The organism is Streptomyces sp. Xyl84, assembly GCF_059731885.1.
Genome location: NZ_AP029183.1, coordinates 1361070 through 1380878, shown reverse-complemented (window position 1 = coordinate 1380878; position 19809 = coordinate 1361070). Strand labels below are relative to the sequence as shown.

The following is a 19809-nucleotide window of genomic DNA, read 5'->3' as shown; positions in this document are numbered from 1 at the left end:
CTTCAGCCTCCGAGTCCGGACGACAGGTTGGTCTTGGTCAGGCGCTGGGTGAGGTAGGTGGCGAGGAAGGAGACCAGCGCGATGACGAGGACCACCGCGTTGGCCATCTGGTCGTAGGCGTAGTCGACGAGGTTGATCGACAGTGTGGTCAGCAGCTGGGTGCCGGTGGTGGTGAGCATGATGACGATGCTCAGCTCCTTCAGGCCGGAGATGAACGGCAGGATCACTCCGGTGGTCAGGGCGCCGCGCTGGATCGGGAGGATGATGCGGCGCAGCCGGGTGAACCAGCCGGCCCCGGAGACCTGTGCGGCCTCCTCGGGTTCGCGGCCGAGCTGGGTCATGGCGCTGATGCCCGAACGCGAGGAGTACGGCAGGTGGGTGACGGCCAGCACGATCACCAGCAGGCCGACCGAGCCGTACAGGGCGGGGACCGGGCCGCGGCGCACGGCGAACAGGGAGAGGAAGGCCGCCGCGAAGGCGATGCCGGGCACCATGTACGGCAGGAAGCTGATCTGCCGCAGGAGCGAGCCGATCCTGCTGCCGCCGGCGCGGACGACGACGTAGCCGATGAGCAGACCCGCCACCCCGCAGATGAGGGCGGCCAGGCCGACGATGCGCAGGCTGTTCCACGCCGCCGAGTACAGCTCGGTGCCGCGCAGCACGCCGTGCGGGAAGCCGGGTGCGCCCGCCAGATGGGCGCCGACCCAGTACTTGAGGGTGAAGTTGTCGGCGTGGAAGACGCCCGGGGTCTTGGTCACGGTGGACAGGGCCAGGGTGGCCACGGGGACGACGACGCCCGCGGTGAACACCGCGAGCGCGACGCCGAGCGCGGGCAGCCGCCAGCGGCCGAGCCGGGCGAGGCGGTCCATGGCTCCCTTGCCGCCGACCGTGATGAACCGCTTCTGTTCCCTGGCCAGCCGGGTGTCGACGAGGATCACCAGCACGCCGATCACCACGATGACCGCGGTCAGCACGGCGGTGACGCCCCGCTGGTGGCTGTTGACCGACCGGAACAGTGAGGTGGAGAGCAGGTCGTAGTCGACCGGCAGGCCCAGGATGTAGGGGGTGCCGAAGGTGCCGAGGATGCGGCCGAAGACCAGCAGCACCGACGACGACAGCGACGGCAGCATCAGCGGCAGGGTGATCCGGGCCGCGATGGTGCCGCGGCCGGCGCCCAGGATGCGCGCGGAGTCCTCCAGCTGGCTGTCGATGCGGCGCAGCGCGTTGCCGAACAGCAGCAGCACGAACGGGTAGTAGTGCAGGCCCAGGCAGATGATGATCGGGACCTGGCCGTACGCCAGCCAGTCGGGGGTGTGCACTCCCCATGACTCCAGGATGCCGATCTGGCCGCCGGAGGAGTCGTTCTTGAAGAGCGCGAGCCAGGCCAGCGCGAACGTCCAGGAGGGCAGCATGTAGGGCACGACCAGCGCGGTGGACAGCCACTTGCGGCCGGTCACGTCGGTGCGGGTCAGCAGCCAGGCCGTCGACCCCCCGAGCAGCACGGCGACGACGGTGACGCCGAGCGCGACCACGACGGTGTGCAGCAGCGGCTGCCAGAACAGGAGCCTGGCCACGGGCGAGCGGAAGACCCGCCAGAAGTAGTAGCTGGTGGCGGAGCCGGGCGCCTGGAAGGCCTGGCCCTCGTCGCCGTACTGCACCTGTGCGGAGTCGGACAGGACCGCGATCAGCGGTGCGAGGACCAGGTAGACCAGGGCGGCGATGAGCAGGACGCCGAGCACGTGGGTGGGCTCGTGCCGCAGGACGCTCAGCCGGTAGCGCAGTCGGCTGAGCCGGGTCCCGGCCGGGCTGTGGCCGGGGTCGGGAGGTGCGGTGACGGGTGGGCGGGTGGCGGCGGCCATGCGCGGGTCTCCGTAACGTGTCCGGGTGCGGGCCGGGCCCGGTCGTGTCGGACCGGGCCCGGCGGGTCAGCGGTGGTTGAGGCGCCAGTAGTCCTGCATCGCCTGCAGGTTCGCGAAGTCGCCGCCGAGCCGGGCCGGGTCGAAGACGAACAGCTGCCCGTTCCAGTCGGTCAGGCCGTCCGGCATGAAGGAGCCGGTCCTGAGGCGAGGGTTGCCGGGGACGCCGCCGGTGTTCATCTGGGTGTCCACGCCGGCCTGCGTGAGCATGAAGTACACGAACAGCCTGGCCGCGTTCGGGTGCTTTGTCTTCGTCGCCACGGCGGCGAACTTGGGGTACTGGTAGCCCGCCCAGGGCTGCATCCCGGTGCAGACCCGCATGGAGTAGTTCTTGTCCTTCACGTCGCGGAACTTCGCGTTGGACACCAGGGCGACGCGTTCCTTGGTCTGGTTCGGCGAGGCGACGGCGGCGGCCGCGTCGTCGTCCGAGGACGTGAGGATCGGGCTGTTGCCGGCCAGGCCCTTGACCCAGGCCTCACCGGCGGACTCGCCGGCCGGCAGGTCCTTGCCGTACTTCGCCCGGTACGCCTCGCGCAGCCGGGTGTCCCCACCGGACTTCAACTGGTTGAAGAATTCGACGATGTTGGGCTTGCCCAGGGGGTCCTGCAGGGCGACCTTGCCCTTCCAGGCCGGGTCGGTCAGGTCCCAGACGTTCCGTACCGGGCACCCCTTCGGGAAGAGCTTGGGGTTGTAGACCCACATGTTGCCCTTGGACAGGACCTGCAGCGGATTCTGTCTGGGGGCGGGGATGCCCTGGGCCAGGCTGCCGGGTATCCATGTGTAGACGACCTTCTGCGCGAGCAACTGGCCGACGAGCGAGGGGCCGTCCTCGTAGAAGGTGGCGTCGATGGTCGCGTTGCCCGCCTGGTTCTCGCGGGTCATCTTCTCCAGGGTGTCACCGACCTTGCTCTTCACCCCGGTGGCCCTGATGCCGTACTCGGCGGTGAAGGCGGCGGCGGTCTTGGTGATGTCACCGGTGCTGTCGTAGACCGTGACGCTGCCCTCCTTCTTGGCCGCCGCGACGAGCCGGTCCAGGTCGAAGCCGGTCTCGATCACCGGCTTCACGCCGGGGCCGGCGCCCGGACCCGCGGCGGAACCCGCGGTGCCGGAGGGCGCGCAGGCGGCAGCGGCGCCGAGCGCGCCGGCGAGGACGACGGCGACGGCTGTGCGCCGGTGACGGCCGGTGCGTCGGGGACGGGCCCGGAAAGAGCGACTGGGCATGGCGTGACCTCCCGCGGTGTCCCGGGGGAAACCGGGCTCGAATGGCGTGGTCCGAGGCCATCGAGCACGGCTCGGCGACCTGATGCCGGACAGCTTCAACGGCACCGGGTTCTATGTCAAGACATTCTGATGACACCAGTTTCTGATGTGCTGTTAGTACTTCCGTAACCCGCAGGTCATCTGCTGTTCACCTGGAAGGGCCGCCACAACCTCCGTTCCACCCCCTTCATTTGTCCGCACATTCTTATGTAAGGTCCGCAGGACCATGGGGTGACAGACCCCCCGTCAGGGAGGAACACCATGCACCGACGCACCCGCCTCGCCGCCGCGCTCACCGTCCTCGTCTCCGGACTGACGGCGGCGACGGCGACCGCCGCCACCGCTCCGCTGCCCGGCAACGACACCGTTCCGCCGGTGTACGCCAAGGCGGAGACGCCGGCTCTCTTCGACGACGACGAGGGCGGCAACTCCAACGCCGACGACCCCGCGATCTGGTACGACGCCACCCACCCCGGATCCAGCCTCGTCCTGGGCACCGCGAAGGAGGGCGGCCTCGACGTCCACCGCCTCGACGGCACGCGGCTCCAGACCCTCCCCGCCCCCGCGGCGCCCGCCGCCGGATCGGCACCCGGCCGCTTCAACAACGTGGACGTGCTCACCGGCCTGCGCTTCCCCGACGGCCGGCGCTCGGACGTCGCCGTCGTCACCGACCGCGGACGCGACCGCATCCGCTTCTACCGGATCGACGGCTCCCGGCCGTCGGCGCCGCTGACCGACGTCACCGACGCGGCGGTCCCGCGCGCCTTCGCCGCCACCGAGGCCGAGGTCGACGACCAGTACACGGCGTACGGCACCGCGGCCTGGCGCGATCCGCGCACCGGTCGCTCCTACGTGCTCGCCAGCCGCCGCCACACCGCCGACGTGGGACTGTTCGAGGTGCGCGTCACGGCGGCCGGCACCCTCACCTACGACAAGGTCCGCACCCTCACCCTGCCGGGCACCTTCCGCACGCCCGGGGGCTCCTGGAGCCCGTGCGAGAAGCCGGGCAGCGGGCCGCAGGCCGAGGGCATCACCGTGGACGCCGACCGGGGGACCGCCTACATCGGCCAGGAGGACGTCGGGATCTGGAAGGTGTCCGCGAGCCTCGCCGCCGCGCCGCAACTGGTGGACCGGACCGAGCAGTTCGGAGTGCCGGCCGAGTACGACCCCGCGAGCGAGGAGTGCGTGGCCGGCGACGACCCGGGGTACGGCGGCCACCACCTCGTCGCGGACACCGAGGGACTCACCCTCCTGCGCGCACCCTCCGGCCGGCAGTACCTGATCGCCTCCAGCCAGGGTGACTACACCTACTCCGTCTACGACACCTCCGACGACCGCTGGGCCGGCGCGTTCCGCGTCGCCCCGGGCGCGACGGTCGACGGCTCGGAGGAGACGGACGGCATAGCCGCCACCGGCCGTGCGCTGGGCACCGCCTTCCCGCACGGCCTGTTCGTCGCCCAGGACGGTTACAACGCGCCGGCCGCGGGCGACGACGACGGGGGGCGCACCGACACCGACTACAAGCTCGTCGACCTCGCCGACGTCCTGCGCGCCGCCGGGGTGCGCTGACTTCTGCTCCGCTCCGGCGCGGAGCGCTCCGTGCGGTTCGCGGGGAGGCGGCACCCCCCGGCACGCCTCCCCGGCCGCTCCGCGGGCCTGCGATCCGCGCGGAGTGCGCCACGCGCCCGCACCCGCACCCATGCCGGTGCGGGTGCCGGAACCCTCGCCGGGCCCGGTGTCCACAGCCCCGCCGGCGCGGGTGCGGATCCGCTGTGGGTGCCCGTGCGCCGCCGTTGCCCGGCACGCCCGTCGTGAAAGAGGCCTCCGTGACCCTGACCGTCGCCCTGTGCGTCACCGCCGTCGCCTTCGTCTTCGTCTGCGGAGCCAACGACGGCGGCGCGCTGCTGGAGCTGGCCGTACGGCACCGCAGCCGCTCGGCGGGTCTGGCGCTGGCGCTGCTGTCCCTGGCCGTCGGTCTGGGCCCGCACCTGTTCGGCCTGGCCGTCGCCCGCACCTTCACCGGCCGCCTCAGCCAGGGGCGGCCCGCCACCGCGCAGTCGGTCTTCCTCGCGGGAGCCGCAGCCTCCGTGGCCCTCGTCGTGCTGCTGACCTGGCGGGGAGTGGCCACGTCGCTGACCCTGGCGGTGCTGGGTGCGCTGGCGGGGGCCGGCGTCGTCCTGGGGGTGCGTCCCTCCTGGGGGCACCTGGCCCTGGTGCTGGCCGTCGGTGCCGCTGCGCCGCTGGTGGGGGTGGCGGCCGGCTGGCTCATCGGCCGCACGGTGCGCCGGATCCCCGCGGTGCGCGGCATGCCCCGCCTGGTGCGCGCTCTGCAACTGGCCGCTTTCGGAACACAGTGCCTGGCCTACGCCGCCAACGACGGGCAGAAGATGTTCGCGGTGGTCGCCGTGACCTTCGCGGGAGACGCGCTGCTCCCCCGGCCCTGGGAGGCCGGCGACGCCCTGGTGGCGGTGGTCTTCGCCCTGGGCGCCCTGGTGGGGGCGCGCCGGATCGCGCGCGGCGCGGCCGGCCGGCTGCTCACGGTCCGGCCGTGGCAGGTGATGTCGGCCGAACTCGCCTCGTCCGCGGCGGTGTTGTCCACCGTGGGGCTCGGCATGCCGGTCAGCATGACCCAGTCCCTGGCCGGCGGCCTGATCGGCACGGGTGCCAGCGAGGGCAGCCGACGGGTGCGCTGGCAGTTCACCGTTCCCCTGCTCACCGCCTGGCTGGTGACCCTGCCGGCCGGTTTCGCCGCCGGCTCGCTGGCCGGCCTGCTCCTGAAGGGACTCACCTCTTGGTAGCCGCTGCCGTCCGCCGCATCCTCGGTGACCTCACCGGACATTCGCACCGTACAACCGTCGCCCTCCTGACCGAGCAGCTGAACGCGACGGTCAAGGGCGTCGACCTCGCCGCCGACCTCGCGGCCGGACACCTCAGTCCGGCCGACGCGCGCACGGCCATGGGCGCGGTCGAGCACGAGGGCGACCGCCACCGGGCCGCGCTGGTCGCCGAGTTGTCCGCGTCACTGACCACTCCGATCGACCGGGAGGACCTCTACCGCTTCTCCCGCTCCGTCGACGACGTGCTCGACAATCTGCGCGACCTCGTCCGCGAGACCGACCTGTTCGGCATGCCCGGCGACCCGGCCGACCTGACCGCCCTGGACGCGGTGCGCGAGGGACTCGCCGCGCTGCGCGACGCGGTCGCCGTGCTGCCGGACGACCCGCGCCGGGTGCAGGACGGAGCCCTGGCCGCCCGCAAGGCCGCGGGCCGGGTGCGCCGCGAGTACCAGACCGCCGTCGCCGCCCTGTTCCGCGAGGAACTGGGTCCCCGCTCCCTGAGCCGCCGCGAACTGCTGCGCCGCCTCGACGTGATCGGCCTGCGCCTGAACGACGCGGCGGCCGACCTGTCCGACGCGCTCCTCAAGCGCGGGCACTAGGTCCTGTCGTCACATTCCCGTCGTCCGCCCGGAGGGCGGGCCTCGCGGCGTCAGGTGCGTGCTCTCGGCGTGCCGGGCCCTGACCCTCGTACTGGACGTACTCGGGTCTGGGCCCGGTGCGGCGAGAGTGCGTGCATGGCGTCGCCAGGCAGGCGGGAATGTGACGACAGGGCCTAAGGGGCGCGGGACCGGTGAAGTACCGCACGGCAGCGCGCTCAGTGCGCGGAGACGGTCATCTCGAACGAGTAGCGCGAGGCCCGGTACACATGGGAACCGTATTCGACCGGCCGGCCCGAACCGTCGTACGCGACACGGGTCATGGTCAGCAGCGTGGCGCCGCGGGCCTCGCCGAGGAGTCCGGCCTCGGCGACCGTGGCCCGCCGGGCGCCGATGGTCTGCTCCGCGCTGCTCAGGCCGACGCCGGACTGGCGCATCAGCTGGTAGAGGCCCGCCTCGGCCAGCTCCTCCAGGGTCAGCTCGATCAGGCCTTCCGGCAGGAAGTTGTGCAGGAGCGCGATCGGCTGGTCGTCGGCGAACCGCAGACGCTCCAGGGCCAGCACCGGCGTCCCCTCGGCCAGACGGAGCCCGGCGGCGATATCCCCTTCGGCGGAGACGGTTTCGACGGACAGCACCTGGGTGCGCGGCCGGCGCCCGTCGCGTTCCAGGTCCTCGTGGAGGCTGGTGAACTCGAGCTGTCGCCTTATGCGGTTGGTGACGACCTGGGTGCCCACTCCGCGCTTGCGCGCCAGCAGACCCTTGTTGACGAGGTGCTGCATCGCCTGACGCATGGTCGGGCGGGACAGGCCGAACTGGTCCGCCATGGCGATCTCGTTGTTCAGCCGCGTGCCGGGCGGCAGTTCCCCGGACTCGATGAGGTCCTGCAACTGCTGGGCGAACTGGAAGTACAGAGGGACCGGACTGTTCCGGTCGATGGTGATCCTGTGTGCTAGCGGCTCCACGTCATCCTCCTGCGGACTGCTGCCGACAGCCGTCAGTATGCCTCATTGCCTCTAAGCTCCGTACGTCTTTATGTCAGCACAAATACTTGATCTCCGGGGCTTCCGGGACTAGAAAGCAGGCGGGCCGCTCCGGCTCTCCGTCCCCCTCCGCACGAAAGGTTCCGCACATGCGCATCGGACTCATCGGCACGGGCCGTATCGGCGCGTTCCACGCGACGACCCTGGCCGGGCTGCCGGCCGTCGCCTCTCTCGTGCTGCACGATCCCGACGAGCGGTCCGCCCGCGCGGTGGCGGACCGGGTCGGCGCGCAGTACGCGGGTGACCTCGACGCCCTGCTCGGCGCCGGGCTCGACGGCGTCGTCATCGCCGCGCCCACCCGCATCCACGCCGAACTGATCCTGGCGGCCCACCGCGCGGGGCTGCCCGCCTTCTGCGAGAAGCCGGTCGCCGGCACGCTGGAGGAGACCGACCGGGTGCTGACGGCGCTGGAGGGCAGCGACGTCCCGTTGCAGATCGGCTTCCAGCGCCGTTTCGACGCCGGGTACCAGGCGGTGCGTGAGGCCGTCGCCGACGGCCGCCTGGGCTGGACGCACACCCTGCGGGCATGCACGTCCGACCCTACGCCCCCTCCCCCCGGCTACATCCCCGGATCGGGCGGCATCTTCCGCGACTGCTCGGTCCACGACTACGACATCATCCGCTGGGTGACCGGCCAGGAGGTCGTCGAGGTGTACGCCACCGGTGCCAACCGCGGCGAGACGTTCTTCTCCGACGCCGGTGACGCCGACACCGCCGTCAGCGTCCTCACCCTCGACGACGGCACCCTCGCCACGTGCACCGCCACCCGTTACAACGGCGCCGGCTACGACGTGCGCCTGGAGGTGTGCGGCTCCGCGGGCACGATGGTCGCCGGCCTCACCGAAGAGACCCCGCTGGTCTCGGCGGAGGGGGCGGCCTGGCCCGGCGGCACCCCGCATCCCGGCTTCATGGAACGCTTCCTGGACGCCTACCGCGCCGAACTCACCGCCTTCACCGAGGTCGTGGCCGGTGTCCGCCCCAGTCCCTGCACCGGCCAGGACGCCCGCGCCGCCCTCGCCATCGCGGACGCCGCCACCCGCTCCCGGGCCGAAGGCCGCCCCGTCCCGGTCCCGGCGTCCGCACCCGCGCCGAAACCCGTCCCTGGCGGCCACCGCGGATGACCGGAGGGCCGGAGGAAGGCCGGCCGGCGAAGCACCACCGGCCGGCCGCCTGCCGAGGGCCCGCCCGCCGGCCGGCCGACCGCCGGCCGGCCGTCCTGTGACGCCGACCGGTCGTCCGCCGTCGAGGGTCCGCGCCACGGCGCGGGCGGGCCCCTCAGCGGGACGTTCCTCGCGGCTCGGTGGAGGCGAGTCGTGCCGCCGGCGGGAGGGACTGCTGCCGGGGGCGGGCCTCCAGCGCCTGGATCGCCAGTGCGGCGAAGCGGCGGGAGGCCGTGACCTGGGTGGCGGTCGAGGCGGCACGGATCCCCTTGTTGGCCATGAGGACGAGGATCAGGTCGTCCAGGACGAAGTCGGCCCGCAGACGTCCCGTCTCCTTGGCCCGCCGGGCCAGCGCGGCGACCGCGCCCACCGTGTACGCGCGGCCCGCGGCGACATCGGTGGTGTCCGGGAAACTCGAAAGGAACGCTTCCGTGAAGCCGCGGTCCCGAGCGTGCAGCTCGCAGATGCGCTCGATCACCTGGCACAGACCCCGCCACGGATCCGGCTCCGCGCACGCCTCGTCGACAATGGCGCGGCACGCGTTCAGCTGGTCGGCGAAGGCCTCGGCGACCAGCGCCTGCTTGGTCGGGAAGCGGCGGTACAGGGTGGCGGGCCCCACGCCCGCGCGCCGCGCGATCTCCCGCATCGGCACGTCCAAGCCGTCGGCGGAGAACAGCGCTCGGGCCGCTTCGAGGACGCGCGCGCGGTTGTCCCGGGCGTCGGAGCGCAGCGAGTGAGGCAGATCGTCGGTCACCGCTCTCACTTTAGTCAGGCGGACGGGGGCGTCCGTTACGGTCCGAGGCGTCAGTGGGACGCGGCTCGTGCGGCTCGGGTGCCGGGCTGCGGCGGGCGGCTTCCCCCCGCGCCGCGGCCGGGGCGAGGACGGCCGGCGGGCGCTGGAGACGGACCGCGCTGGGCGGTCCAGGAACAGGGAGTTGGCCTTGAAGGCGATCGAGATCCGGACGTTCGGCGGCCCCGAGGGGCTGGCCCTGGTCGAGCTGCCCGAGCCCGTGCCTGCCGCCGGGCAGGTGGTGATCGCCACCGAGGCGGTGGGCGTGGGCGGCGTCGACACCTTGATCCGGAGCGGGGCGCTGGCCTCCTACGGCTTCACGGAGGGGCACATCCCCGGCGGCGAGGTGGCAGGCACCGTCACCGCGGTCGGTGCGGGCGTGGACGCCTCATGGATCGGCAGGCGGGTCTGGGGCTTCACCGGTACCGGCGGCGGCTACGTCGAACAGGCCCTCGCGCCGGTCGAGCAGGTTCTCCCCCTGCCCGCCGGTCTGTCCGCCGCGGTGGCGGTGACCCTCGGCAGTGCGGGAGCGGTGGCCCACTTCGGGCTGCGGCACGCTCACTTCGCGCCGGGCGAGAGGGTCCTCGTGCGCGGCGCGGCCGGCAGCATCGGGATCATGACCGTCCAGCTCGCGGCCCGGGCCGGGGCCGCCGCGGTGGCGGTCACGACCTCGTCGGCGGAGCGGGGCGCACGTCTGCGGCGGCTCGGCGCGACCCTCGTGCTGGACCGTTCCGGCGAGAGGGGGGCAGGGGGGCGGGAGAGGGTAGCGGCTCCGGAGGGGGCGGGGGCTCCGGAGGGGGCAGTGGCCCCGCAGGGGGCGGCGGACGGGGAAGGTGCGGCGGCTTTGCAGGGGACGGTTGCTCAAGAGGCGGCGGCAGCGGCTCCAGAGGGGTACGACGTCATCATCGACGTGGTGGCGGGCAAGGACATGCCGTCGTTCTTCGACAGGCTCAACCCCAACGGCCGCATGGTGGCCGTGGGCGCGGTCGGCGGCCAGCCCCCCGCCGACTTCGGCACGAGGATCATGACGGCGTTCCAGAAGTCGATGTCCTTCGCCGCCTTCAGCGCGGCCACCGTTCCCCAGGCCGACCTGCGCGCCGTGCGCGGCGAGTTGTTCGCCTCGGCCGCCCGCGGTGAGATCGAGGCGGTGGTGCACGAACTGCTGCCCCTGGACGAAGCCGCGCTCGCGCACCGGAAGACGGACGCCGGTGAGGTCTTCGGCAGGATCGTGCTGACGCCGTAGCCCCGGCGCGGCTCCCCGGCCCCCCTCACGCGGTGTCAGGAGTGAGGCGGCCGGGCGCGGCCGGTGGTCCCGGAGGTGGCGTGGCGCCTGGTCTCCTCGAGTCCGTCGAGCAGGACGAGCCCCAGGCGGCCGGCGAGGGCGCGCGGGAGGTGGAGCAGCCGGGGCAGCAGGTCTTCGGCGACGCGGTGACCGGGGCCGGTCCGCGGGTCCGGGCCGGGGCGCAGGGCGGGGCCGGTGGGGGTCCCGCCGGGACCGCGGGCGGCCGCGGCGCCCTCCTGGCCGGCGGGGGCCCGGTCGAGGCGGCGTCGCCGGTAGAGGGCCAGGGCGTAGCGCAGATGGTCGGGGTGGAAGTCCGGCCAGGGCACGTCGAGGAAGACGAGTTCGGCGTCGGCGCAGTGCCACAGCAGGAGGCTCGGGAGCCGGTGGTCGCCTCCGGTGCGGATGCACAGGTCGACGTCGGGCAGCTCCGGGTACCGCATGTACCGGCGGAAGGAGCCCTCCGTCACCTGGTCGGCCGGGACACCGCGGCGGACCAGCTCGCGTGCCGCGTCCAGGGTGTCCTTCCGGCCTCCGTCGTCGAGGGCGATCGTCAGGTTGCGCCGCGTGTTGCGCCGGGTCAGCTCTTGCGCCTCCCGCAGCCGCAGGCGGATCTCCTCGCCGGGACCGGGGCCGGCGGCGCCCAGGAAACGTACGCGTACGCCCTCGTCGTGCAGGCGTTCCAGGGCTGTGCCGAGGACGTGCTGCGTGAGGAGGTGCGGCGGGCAGCCGGCGCCCCGGTCCGCGGGCGCCGCGGCCCTGTCGGCGGGGACGAGGAGAGTCAGCCATTCGATGCCCTCCTCGTCGGCGGCCTCGAACAGTGCTCCGACGGCGTGGGCGGAGGCGAGGTCCCCGTGCGCGGCGGCCAGTCCCCGCTGCCGGGCCCAGCGGCCGTTGCCGTCCATGACGCAGGCCACATGCCGAGGGGCGTTCGTGGGCATCCACCCTCCAAGTGAACACGTTCCGTGAGTGATCGATGCTGTGAAGTGACCTACCCGGGTGGTGCTCGCGCCACCCGTCCGAGAGCGCCTGTCGTGTGTACGGCACGCGGCGCGGGGAGGGAGCCCGTCATGCCGACGCCTTGGGAGCCGTTGTCCCGGATCGCCCGTTCCCAGGGGCTCACCCCCTGGGGACACGTACTGAACGCCGCCGGCCTGCGCGGCTCCCGGCTCCGTGACGACTACACGGCGGCGGCCGGTACGGCGATGCGCCGTTTCCCCCTGTGGTACGCGCCCACCCGGCTCTTCATGCCCGCCGCCTGGCAGCCGTACCTGCTCGCCGTCGTCGCCTTCGGCCTGCACGGCGACAACCTGGCCGACGCGCCGGTCGCCGAGCGTGACCCCGGGCCGCTGTACGACTGGAACGATCAGGTCCGGCGGGGGCTGGTCACCGGCCGGGCCGGGCAGCCGTTCCTGCGGGCCTTCCTGCACACCGTGGCCGCGCGCGGGCTGTCCCCCGCGGACGTGCACACCCTGCTGGCGGGCCAGGCCCAGCAGATCACCTACACCGAGTACCCGACCCAGGAGGACTACCGGCAGTACATCGAGCGCATCAACATGCCGCTCACCCGCCTGATCCATGCCGCGGTGCTGCCCGAGACCCCCCAGCCACCCGCCCCCGCGGCCCGCGCGCACGCCGAGGCCGTCCAGCGCACGGACGACCTCGCCGACCTGGCCAAGGACCTGCGCGGCGGGAAGCTCACCCTGCCGCTGGCGGATCTGGTCCGCTTCGGCGTCTCCCGGACCGACCTGGAAGCCGGGCGTGACACGCCCGGGGTGCGGAACCTGCTGGCCCACGCCTGCCGCGAGGCCGGCACCGCCCTGACCGCGGCGGAGGCGGCCTTCGCCCGGCAGGGCCCGGAGTACCAACTGCTCTACCGGCCCGGGCTGGTCTTCCAGCACCAGGTGATGAACACCGTGGAACACCGCGGCGCCTCGCTGACCCGCCACCCCGTCTCCCTCCCGCTGCGTCTGTGTGCGGGCCCTCTCCTCGACGGTCTGCTGCGCGTCCTGCACGGACGGCTCCGCATGGCCGTCTCCACGGGTACGCCGGGACGGACGGCGGTGTGAGGGCGCCGGGCGCGGAGCGAGGGTCAGGCCGGATCGACGCGGTGCTGGACGGCCCGGACGACGCCCTGGCCCAGGTGGGCGGTGACGGGCCGCGGGTGCCGCAGGTGACCGGGGCGGGGCAGGCCGGACAGCGGTCTCACCATGGCTCCGGTCCGTGGGTCTGCCCGTGGTCGTCGGAGAATTGCAGCAGCGCGAAGCGGGCGGTCTCCTTCAGGCCGTTCAGCAGGCTGGCGCCCAGGTGCGAGACGATCGTCGTGGGCAGACCGAGCAGGCCGGCCGGGCCGGGACGGGCGGGGACGGAGGGAAGCGCGGGGGCGGCGGGAAGTGCGGGGCGGCCGTCGGCGCCGGGCCGGGCGGTCCCGTCGTCCGCCGGGTGGTCCGGGCCTGGCACGGTGGCGGGGCCCAGGGTGCCGAAGCGGCGCCGGCGCTGCCGGTACAGCTCCAGGGCGTGCTGGAAGTGCGCGGCGCGGAAGTCGGGCCACAGCACGTCGAGGAAGACGAGTTCGGCGTAGGCGCAGTGCCACAGCAGGAAGTTCGAGATCCGGTGCTCGCCGCCGGTGCGCAGGAGCAGATCGACGTCGGGCAGTTCGGGCAGGGCCATGTGCCGGGCGAAGGTGTCGGGGGTGATCCTCTCGGGCGTGACGCCCTGGGAGACCAGGGAACGCGCGGTCTCGCACAGGTCCCGGCGTCCCCCGTAGTTGAACGCCAGGGTGAGGTGCAGTGTGGTGTTCCGCCGGGTGAGTTCCTCGGCTTCGCGCAGCCGGGCCATCACGTCGACGGGGATGCGGGGGTCCTCCCAGCCCAGCAGGCGAAGACGTACACCGCGTTGGTGCAGGCGCGACATGCTCCGCTTGATCACGCGTTCGGCGAGGAAGTGCACCAGGAAGGTGACCTCTTCTTCCGGGCGTGCCCAGTTCTCGGTGGAGAAGGCGAAGAGCGTCAGCCACTCCACGCCTTCGCCCAGGGCTCCGTCCACGATCGCATCGAAGGCGGAGTGGGCGGCCATATGGCCGTGGGTACGGTCCAGTCCGCGGTTCTGGGCCCAGCGGCCGTTGCCGTCCATGATGCAGGCGAGGTGCCTGACGGGAGCCCCGGGTGTCATTCACCCTCCACTGAACACATAGTGCGATCAAGCGAGTTCGGAGAGTGCATGCCCAGGTGCGGGCTGCCGTACCCCTGCCACCGGGCGCACCCGGACGCGGCCGCGCACCGCCTGAACACCCCCCGCTCCCCCCTGCCGCCCCGGCTCCGGCGGTCGGCGCGCCGGTCCCGTGGTCCGGGGCGGTGCGCTCCGGCGTGCGCCGGGGCGGCCGGGTGGACCGCGGGTGTCAGCCGGCGAGGGCGGCGAGCGTGGCGTCGAGGTCGGCGGCCCAGGGCCGGTTGTGCGGGAACCTGGCGAGGATCTTCGCCATGCCGCAGGTGTCGGTCACGGCGGAGAGGACCAGGCCGGCGGCCACGCCCGCGGAGAGCAGGCGGGCCCTGCGCCGGCCCCGTGCGGCCAGCAGGTCGGTCAGGATGAGGGATCCGGCGGCGAGACGGACCTGGCGGTCCATGGCCCAGGGGGTGCGGGCGCCGGTGGCACGGTGGAGGTCGTGGCCGAGCCGCTGCCAGGCGCCGGTGCCGCCGGTGAGGGTGGCCGCGGGCACGCCCTGCGCGGCAAGGAGCCGGGCGGCGGTCGCGGACCGGGCGCCGGAAGCGCACACGACGAGGAGGTCTCGGCGCTCGGCGGCCGTCTTCAGGGCGGGCAGGGCCTGCTCCAGGCGGTCGAGGGGGACGTTGTGCGCGCCGGGCAGGTGACCGGAGGCGTACTCGCCGGGCGTGCGGACGTCGACGACCGTCAGCTCCCGCAGGCGGGCGTGCGCCTGGGCGGCGCTGAGGGCGGTGGGGGCAGTGGGGGATGCCATGGGGCTTTCCTTTGCTCTTCCGGGGTCCGCCCCTTCGTTAGAATACCCAGAGGGGTATGACGAAAGGGCGTGGCTCGTGGTGGAACTGGCGATGGCGGCCGAGGAACTGAAGACGGTGGTCAACCGGCTGCGCCGGGCGCAGGGCCAGATCGCCGGGGTGATCAGGATGATCGAGGAGGGGCGGGACTGCGAGGACGTGGTCACGCAGCTGGCCGCCGCCTCGCGTGCGCTGGACAGGGCGGGTTTCGCCATCATCGCCACCGGGCTGCAGCGCTGCCTGACCGATGCGGACATGGCCGCGTCGGAGGACCGGGAGCAGATGCGTGCCCGGCTGGAGAAGCTGTTCCTGTCGCTGGCCTGACGAAGCGGTGCCGCGCTGCTGCGGCGGCTGTCAGGTGAGGGCGTCGAGGAGCATGAACGCGGCCACGGCGAGGAGCAGGACGGCGAAGGTCCGCCGCAGCAGGGCGCCGGTGACCTTGGCGGCCAGACGTCTGCCGTCCCAGGCGCCGAGGATCGCGGCCCCGGTGAACGGTGCGATCACCGCCCAGTCGACACCGGCCGTGGTGGCGCCGCGGGTGGCGAGCGAGGCCACGGAGTCCGCCGAGATGACCAGCAGACTGGTGCCGACGGCGTACGGCATCTCGAACGCCAGCACCGTGACCAGGGTGGGCACGGCGAGGAAGCCGCCGCCGACCCCGAGCAGTCCGGTCAGCGCGCCCAGCCCCGCCCCGGCGCCCGCGACCCTCGCCGGCCGCACCGCCGTCGTACGCTCGGCGGTCGTCCGTGCCGCCGACGTGCGGACGGTGGTCGTGTGTTCGGCTGTCGTCCGGGCGGGGGCCGTCCGGGCGTCCGCCGCCCCTGCTGGGGTCGTTGCGGGGGCGGTCGTTCCGCCGGCGGCCGTCCGGGCGGGGCGGAGCATGCGCACGGCGGCGAGGGCGGCGACGAGGGCGAACGCCGCGGTCAGTACCGGCTGGGGCAGCCGTGCGGCGGCGGCGCCGGCCGCGGCGGCGGGCAGGAGCCCGGCCGCCGCGAACAGGCCGCCGGCCCTCCACCGCACGCTGCCGGTACGGGCGTGGGCGTACAGGGCGCTGAGCGAGGTGGCGGCGACGATGATCAGGCTCGCGGTGGTGGCGGCGGCCGGGGTGAAGCCGAGCAGGTAGATCAGCGCGGGCACCGCCAGGACGCTGCCGCCCCCGCCGAGCGCGCCGAGCGTGAGCCCGACCACCGCGCCGGCGGTCAGGGCCAGGACCAGTGCGCTCACGCCACCACACCGCTGGTGCCGCCGCCGTCGACGACCGGCAGGCCCGCTCGGGCCCAGGCGGTCATGCCACCGGTGACGTCCGTGGCGTCCACGCCCCTGGCCGCGAGTATCCCGGCGGCCCGCCGGGAGCGGCGGCCGGAGCGGCAGACGGCGACGACCGGCCTGCCCCGTACCGCCGGCGGGAGACCGTTCACCACGGCCAGGCGGCTCAGCGGCAGGTGCACGGCGTCCGGCGCGTGACCGGCGTCCCACTCCGGCGTCTCGCGGACATCGAGCAGTACCGCCCGTCCGTCGCTGGTTCGCTCGTGGGCCTGTTCCGGGGTGAGGCGGCCGGGGCCGCGGCGAAGAAACGGGAACATCGGTTGATCACTCCGTGCGGGTGGTGCGGGTGTGCGGGTGGTGGTGCCGCGGCACGGTACATGCGCCTTGGGCTGTGCCTGTGGTGCCTGTGGTGCCTGTGGCGTGGTTGTGCTCGGGGTGCCTGGGGTGCGGGGACGTCGTTCAGCCGGTGCTCTCGGGGGCGGGGGCGGTCAGTCCCGCCTCGGCCGCGGCGTCGAAGCCGTCGTCGATCGCGACCACGGCACGGCCCGCCGCGTCGAGCAGCGACGCGGCGATCGCCGCGCGCGCACCGCCGGCGCAGTGCACCCACACCACCCCGTCCGGCACCTCACCGATGCGGTGGGGCAGTGCGTGGACCGGGATGTGGACGGATCCGCCGACGGATCCGCGCGCACGCTCGGCGTCGCGCCGCACGTCCAGCACCACGACCCGCTCGCCGCGCTCGCGCGCCTCGGCGAGGTCGGCGAAGCGGGCACGCGGGAAGGAGGCGAGCCGCTCGCCCGGGCGGATCCACTCGGCCGCCTCGCCGGTGGCGGCGGCCGCCGGGCGGTCGATGCCGACCCGGACCAGCTCGCGCTGCGCCTCGGCGACCTGCTCGGGCGTCTCGGCCAGAAGGGTGACCGGTTTGCCCCAGGGCATCAGCCAGGCGAGATACGTGGCGAGTTTGCCGTCGCCCTCGAAGTTGACGGATCCGGCGACGTGCCCCTGCGCGAAGGCGACGCGGTTGCGCAGGTCCACCACCCACTCCCCCGCGGCCAGCCGGGAGGCGATCTCCTCGGCGTCCGCGGGCTCCGGCGCGGTGAGGTCGACCGGCGCGGGACCGGCGGCGTTGGCCGGGCTCATGTGCGCGTAGTAGGCCGGAACGTCTTCCAGTCCGCTCAGGAGTCCGGCGACGAAAGTGTCCACGTCCTGGGTCAGCACGGCGTTGCGGGCGCGCTCCTCGCCGATCGTGGTCGCCGCGCCCTCGGCCGAGGCCGCGGAGCAGAAGCTGCCGAAGCCGTGGGTGGGCAGCACCGCGACCTCGTCGTCCAGCTCGTCGGCGAGGCGGTGCGCGGAGGAGTGCTGGGCGCGGGCGAGTTGTCCGGTCAGCCGGGGGTCGACCAGGTCCGGGCGGCCCACGGTGCCGATCAGCAGGGACCCGCCGGTGAAGACCGCGACCTCCCGGCCGCCCTCGGCGAGGACGTACGACGTGTGGTGCGGGGTGTGGCCGGGAGTGGCGATCGCCCGCACGGTCAGGCCGTCATCGACCGCATACGTGTCGCCGTCGGTGACCGGGGTCCGGGTGAAGGCCACGGACGCCCCGGCCGGCACCAGATAGCGGGCCCCGGTCACGCGGGCCAGCTCCAGACCGCCGCTGACGTAGTCGTTGTGCACGTGGGTCTCGGCCACCAGGGCGATGCGCACCCCGCGCCGGGCGGCCGCGGTGATGACCTGATCGATGTCGCGCGGCGGGTCCACCACCAGCGCGGTTCCGGCACCGCCGGCCAGGTGGCTGCGGTTTCCCAGACCCTCGATCTCCAGGGTGTCGACGAAGAACACGACTGCGACTCCTCTCTCGCAAAGTACCCCCGGGGGTATCTGCAAACCACTCTAACAGAGGGACATCGGTACCCCGGGGGGTATACGAGAGGCAGACGGGGCATCGGTCAGGGAGGTGCGCCGGACAGGTGTCCACCGAGGACAGGAGCGGGCCGGCACCGCACTGGTGGCGCGAGCCGCGGAGAGGGAGGGGAAGGGGAGGCGCGCGCGCGATGCCTCAGCCGCAGAAGAGGGGGCTGAGCAGCCCGCCGGAAAAAGCCGGCGCCGTGGAGAAGCCGGCGCGCAGGCCGGTCAGTTCCTCAAGGCGCTTCATTTCCGGGAAAATTGAAGACCGACCGACGCCGTGAGGCAGGTCAGCGCGTGAGGGCAGACCGGGAGGCCACCGGGGCGAGCCGCACCCAGCCGGCCGTGAGGACGGTGAGCGTTCTCAGGCCCCGGGGCCGGGGGTCGAGGGCGGTGCGGAGCCGGCGGGCGGCTCAGGCTGCTGCGTAGGCGGCGAGCGAAGGCTCCAGCAGGCCGAAGGCGCTGTCCGCCTCCGCGGTGACGGTGGCCGAGATCCGGGTGTTGTCCTGGCCGGTGAGGGTGAGTTCCTGGATGCGCTGGAACAGGGTGCGGTGCACGGCGCCGAGCAGGGCGGCGGCGGTGCGGGGGGTGACGTCGCCGCGGGGTGCGCCGGTGGCGTCCGCCAACGCGTCGGCCAGAGCCGCCTCCCGCAGGTCGTGCAGGTCACGCAGACGGGCGGAGAGAGTCGGACTGTCGGCGACCATGCGGGCGAAGCCGGGGCCGGAGAACCCGGCGACCGGGTCGGCGTCCGCGACCGCGTCGGCGAAGGCACGGCGCAGGGCCGACAGGGCCGGCTCACCGGGCTGACGGCCGGTCACCGTCGCGGCCAGGGAGGTGACGAAGACGTCCTGGTGGTCCAGGGCGAGGTCCTCCTTGCGCGGGAAGTAGTTGGTCACCGTCTTCTTCGCCACCCGCGCGGCGGCGGCGATCTCGGCGATGGTGGTCCGCTCGAACCCCTGGGCGAGGAACAAGCCGGTGGCCACGTCGGAGATGAGCTGCCGCGTCTCCTGCTTCTTGGATTCCCGCAGGCCGACGGGAGGAGGGGGAGGCACGGCGGCTTCGGAGGGGTGCGCGTCAGTAGACATGGCGCAATCTTACCCTCGTAGCATTTTTATATTGACTCCCCGAAGTGAACGGGGCTAACTTTACCCCCGTCGTAAGTTCTTCGGAGCGAAGAGCGGGTGGGCGCTGCGATCCGCCCGTTCGTCCGCCCCGGAAACCCGTCCCGTCGCCCCCGGACCCCATGAGGAGAAGCACTTTGCACATCACCGCGTCCACCGCCTCGCTCACCGTCGACGACGTCGCCGCGTCCCAGCGGTTCTTCACCACCCACCTCGGCTACGTCGAGCAGGCCGCCGCCGAGGGATTCGCCTCGCTGTCGCGCGACGACGCCGCGGTGGACATCGTCCTGCTCGCCCGAGGCACCGAGGTGCTGCCGGCCGGCCAGCGCGACCAGCGCGCCTCCGGCCTGATCCTCGCCTTCACCACCACCGGCCTCGAACAGGAGGAGAAGCGGCTGCGCGCGGAGGGCGTCGAGATCGTCATGCCGCTGCGTGAGGAGCCCTGGGGCGAACGCCTCTTCCAGGTCGCCGACCCCAACGGCGTGATCGTCCAGTTCGTCGAGTGGGCCGCCCCGGCCGCCGCCGAGAACACCTGACCGCCCACCGCATCACCACACCTGCCCCGCGCATCACCGCCGAGAATCCGGCAGCCCGTCACCGGCACCCGCACGCTCAGCGCCACCGACGTCCCACAA

19 protein-coding genes are annotated in these 19809 nt (G+C 73.4%); 8 read left to right on the top strand and 11 right to left on the bottom strand.

What is annotated here, in order from left to right; genetic code table 11:
• Positions 1 to 2: 2 nt before the first annotated feature.
• Both AC6I72_RS37435 and AC6I72_RS37430 read right to left on the bottom strand, forming a co-directional pair.
• Positions 3 to 1859 carry an ABC transporter permease gene (locus tag AC6I72_RS37435; protein WP_498006244.1) on the bottom strand — a complete coding sequence of 619 codons (1857 nt, stop codon included), beginning with the start codon at positions 1857 to 1859 and terminating at the stop codon, positions 3 to 5.
• A 66-nt stretch (positions 1860 to 1925) separates the two neighbouring features.
• Positions 1926 to 3137: an ABC transporter substrate-binding protein gene (locus AC6I72_RS37430; protein ID WP_498006243.1), complete on the bottom strand. Its 1212-nt coding sequence runs from the start codon at positions 3135 to 3137 to the stop codon at positions 1926 to 1928.
• Positions 3138 to 3437: 300 nt separating this feature from the next.
• Between AC6I72_RS37430 and AC6I72_RS37425 the strand changes: the two genes are divergently transcribed.
• The 3 genes from AC6I72_RS37425 to AC6I72_RS37415 all read left to right on the top strand — a co-directional run bounded on the left by AC6I72_RS37425 (position 3438) and on the right by AC6I72_RS37415 (position 6612).
• A complete protein-coding gene (locus AC6I72_RS37425; protein ID WP_498006241.1) occupies positions 3438 to 4745 on the top strand; it encodes a phytase in 1308 nt (435 codons plus the stop codon).
• Between the two features lie 257 nt (positions 4746 to 5002).
• The gene (locus tag AC6I72_RS37420; protein ID WP_498006240.1) at positions 5003 to 5974 is read left to right on the top strand and encodes an inorganic phosphate transporter; all 972 of its coding nucleotides are present in this window, start codon (positions 5003 to 5005) and stop codon (positions 5972 to 5974) included.
• Positions 5968 to 6612, top strand: coding sequence for a DUF47 domain-containing protein (locus tag AC6I72_RS37415; protein ID WP_498006238.1), 645 nt, complete (start codon positions 5968 to 5970; stop codon positions 6610 to 6612). The genes AC6I72_RS37420 and AC6I72_RS37415 overlap by 7 nt, the downstream gene beginning before the upstream one ends.
• Before the next feature lie 215 nt (positions 6613 to 6827).
• Here the strand turns inward: AC6I72_RS37415 and AC6I72_RS37410 are convergent, their stop codons facing one another.
• A complete protein-coding gene (locus AC6I72_RS37410) occupies positions 6828 to 7571 on the bottom strand; it encodes a GntR family transcriptional regulator (protein ID WP_498006237.1) in 744 nt (247 codons plus the stop codon).
• Positions 7572 to 7738: 167 nt separating this feature from the next.
• Here AC6I72_RS37410 and AC6I72_RS37405 point away from each other — a divergent pair, with 167 nt between their 5' ends.
• Positions 7739 to 8770, top strand: a complete 1032-nt coding sequence (locus tag AC6I72_RS37405; protein ID WP_498006235.1) for a Gfo/Idh/MocA family protein — start codon at positions 7739 to 7741, stop codon at positions 8768 to 8770.
• Between the two features lie 154 nt (positions 8771 to 8924).
• On the opposite strand, the gene AC6I72_RS37400 is transcribed toward AC6I72_RS37405, so the two are convergent.
• Positions 8925 to 9563, bottom strand: a complete 639-nt coding sequence (locus AC6I72_RS37400; protein ID WP_498006234.1) for a TetR/AcrR family transcriptional regulator — start codon at positions 9561 to 9563, stop codon at positions 8925 to 8927.
• A gap of 187 nt (positions 9564 to 9750) precedes the next feature.
• On the opposite strand from AC6I72_RS37400, the gene AC6I72_RS37395 reads away from it, so the two are divergent.
• Complete coding sequence (locus AC6I72_RS37395) at positions 9751 to 10842, top strand: zinc-binding dehydrogenase (RefSeq protein WP_498006232.1); 1092 nt, start codon at positions 9751 to 9753, stop codon at positions 10840 to 10842.
• A gap of 35 nt (positions 10843 to 10877) precedes the next feature.
• Here the strand turns inward: AC6I72_RS37395 and uppS (AC6I72_RS37390) are convergent, their stop codons facing one another.
• The gene (uppS, locus tag AC6I72_RS37390) at positions 10878 to 11819 is read right to left on the bottom strand and encodes a polyprenyl diphosphate synthase (RefSeq protein ID WP_498006230.1); all 942 of its coding nucleotides are present in this window, start codon (positions 11817 to 11819) and stop codon (positions 10878 to 10880) included.
• Between the two features lie 129 nt (positions 11820 to 11948).
• On the opposite strand from uppS (AC6I72_RS37390), the gene AC6I72_RS37385 reads away from it, so the two are divergent.
• The gene (locus AC6I72_RS37385; RefSeq protein ID WP_498006229.1) at positions 11949 to 12947 is read left to right on the top strand and encodes a squalene/phytoene synthase family protein; all 999 of its coding nucleotides are present in this window, start codon (positions 11949 to 11951) and stop codon (positions 12945 to 12947) included.
• 136 nt (positions 12948 to 13083) lie between these two features.
• On the opposite strand, the gene uppS (AC6I72_RS37380) is transcribed toward AC6I72_RS37385, so the two are convergent.
• The gene (uppS, locus tag AC6I72_RS37380; RefSeq protein WP_498006228.1) at positions 13084 to 14049 is read right to left on the bottom strand and encodes a polyprenyl diphosphate synthase; all 966 of its coding nucleotides are present in this window, start codon (positions 14047 to 14049) and stop codon (positions 13084 to 13086) included.
• Positions 14050 to 14275: 226 nt separating this feature from the next.
• A complete protein-coding gene (locus AC6I72_RS37375) occupies positions 14276 to 14851 on the bottom strand; it encodes a rhodanese-like domain-containing protein (RefSeq protein ID WP_498006227.1) in 576 nt (191 codons plus the stop codon).
• A 79-nt stretch (positions 14852 to 14930) separates the two neighbouring features.
• Here AC6I72_RS37375 and AC6I72_RS37370 point away from each other — a divergent pair, with 79 nt between their 5' ends.
• The gene (locus AC6I72_RS37370; protein ID WP_498006467.1) at positions 14931 to 15212 is read left to right on the top strand and encodes a metal-sensitive transcriptional regulator; all 282 of its coding nucleotides are present in this window, start codon (positions 14931 to 14933) and stop codon (positions 15210 to 15212) included.
• 30 nt (positions 15213 to 15242) lie between these two features.
• On the opposite strand, the gene AC6I72_RS37365 is transcribed toward AC6I72_RS37370, so the two are convergent.
• The 4 genes from AC6I72_RS37365 to AC6I72_RS37350 form a co-directional block, all read right to left on the bottom strand.
• A complete protein-coding gene (locus AC6I72_RS37365) occupies positions 15243 to 16112 on the bottom strand; it encodes a sulfite exporter TauE/SafE family protein (RefSeq protein WP_498006225.1) in 870 nt (289 codons plus the stop codon).
• A complete protein-coding gene (locus tag AC6I72_RS37360; protein ID WP_498006224.1) occupies positions 16109 to 16471 on the bottom strand; it encodes a rhodanese-like domain-containing protein in 363 nt (120 codons plus the stop codon). The genes AC6I72_RS37365 and AC6I72_RS37360 overlap by 4 nt, the downstream gene beginning before the upstream one ends.
• A 142-nt stretch (positions 16472 to 16613) precedes the next feature.
• A complete protein-coding gene (locus AC6I72_RS37355; protein WP_498006223.1) occupies positions 16614 to 17990 on the bottom strand; it encodes an MBL fold metallo-hydrolase in 1377 nt (458 codons plus the stop codon).
• Between the two features lie 476 nt (positions 17991 to 18466).
• Entirely contained in the window at positions 18467 to 19138 is a 672-nt protein-coding gene (locus AC6I72_RS37350; RefSeq protein WP_498006221.1) for a TetR/AcrR family transcriptional regulator, read from the bottom strand.
• 173 nt (positions 19139 to 19311) lie between these two features.
• Here AC6I72_RS37350 and AC6I72_RS37345 point away from each other — a divergent pair, with 173 nt between their 5' ends.
• Positions 19312 to 19710: a VOC family protein gene (locus tag AC6I72_RS37345; protein WP_498006219.1), complete on the top strand. Its 399-nt coding sequence runs from the start codon at positions 19312 to 19314 to the stop codon at positions 19708 to 19710.
• The last annotated feature ends 99 nt before the right edge of the window (positions 19711 to 19809 follow it).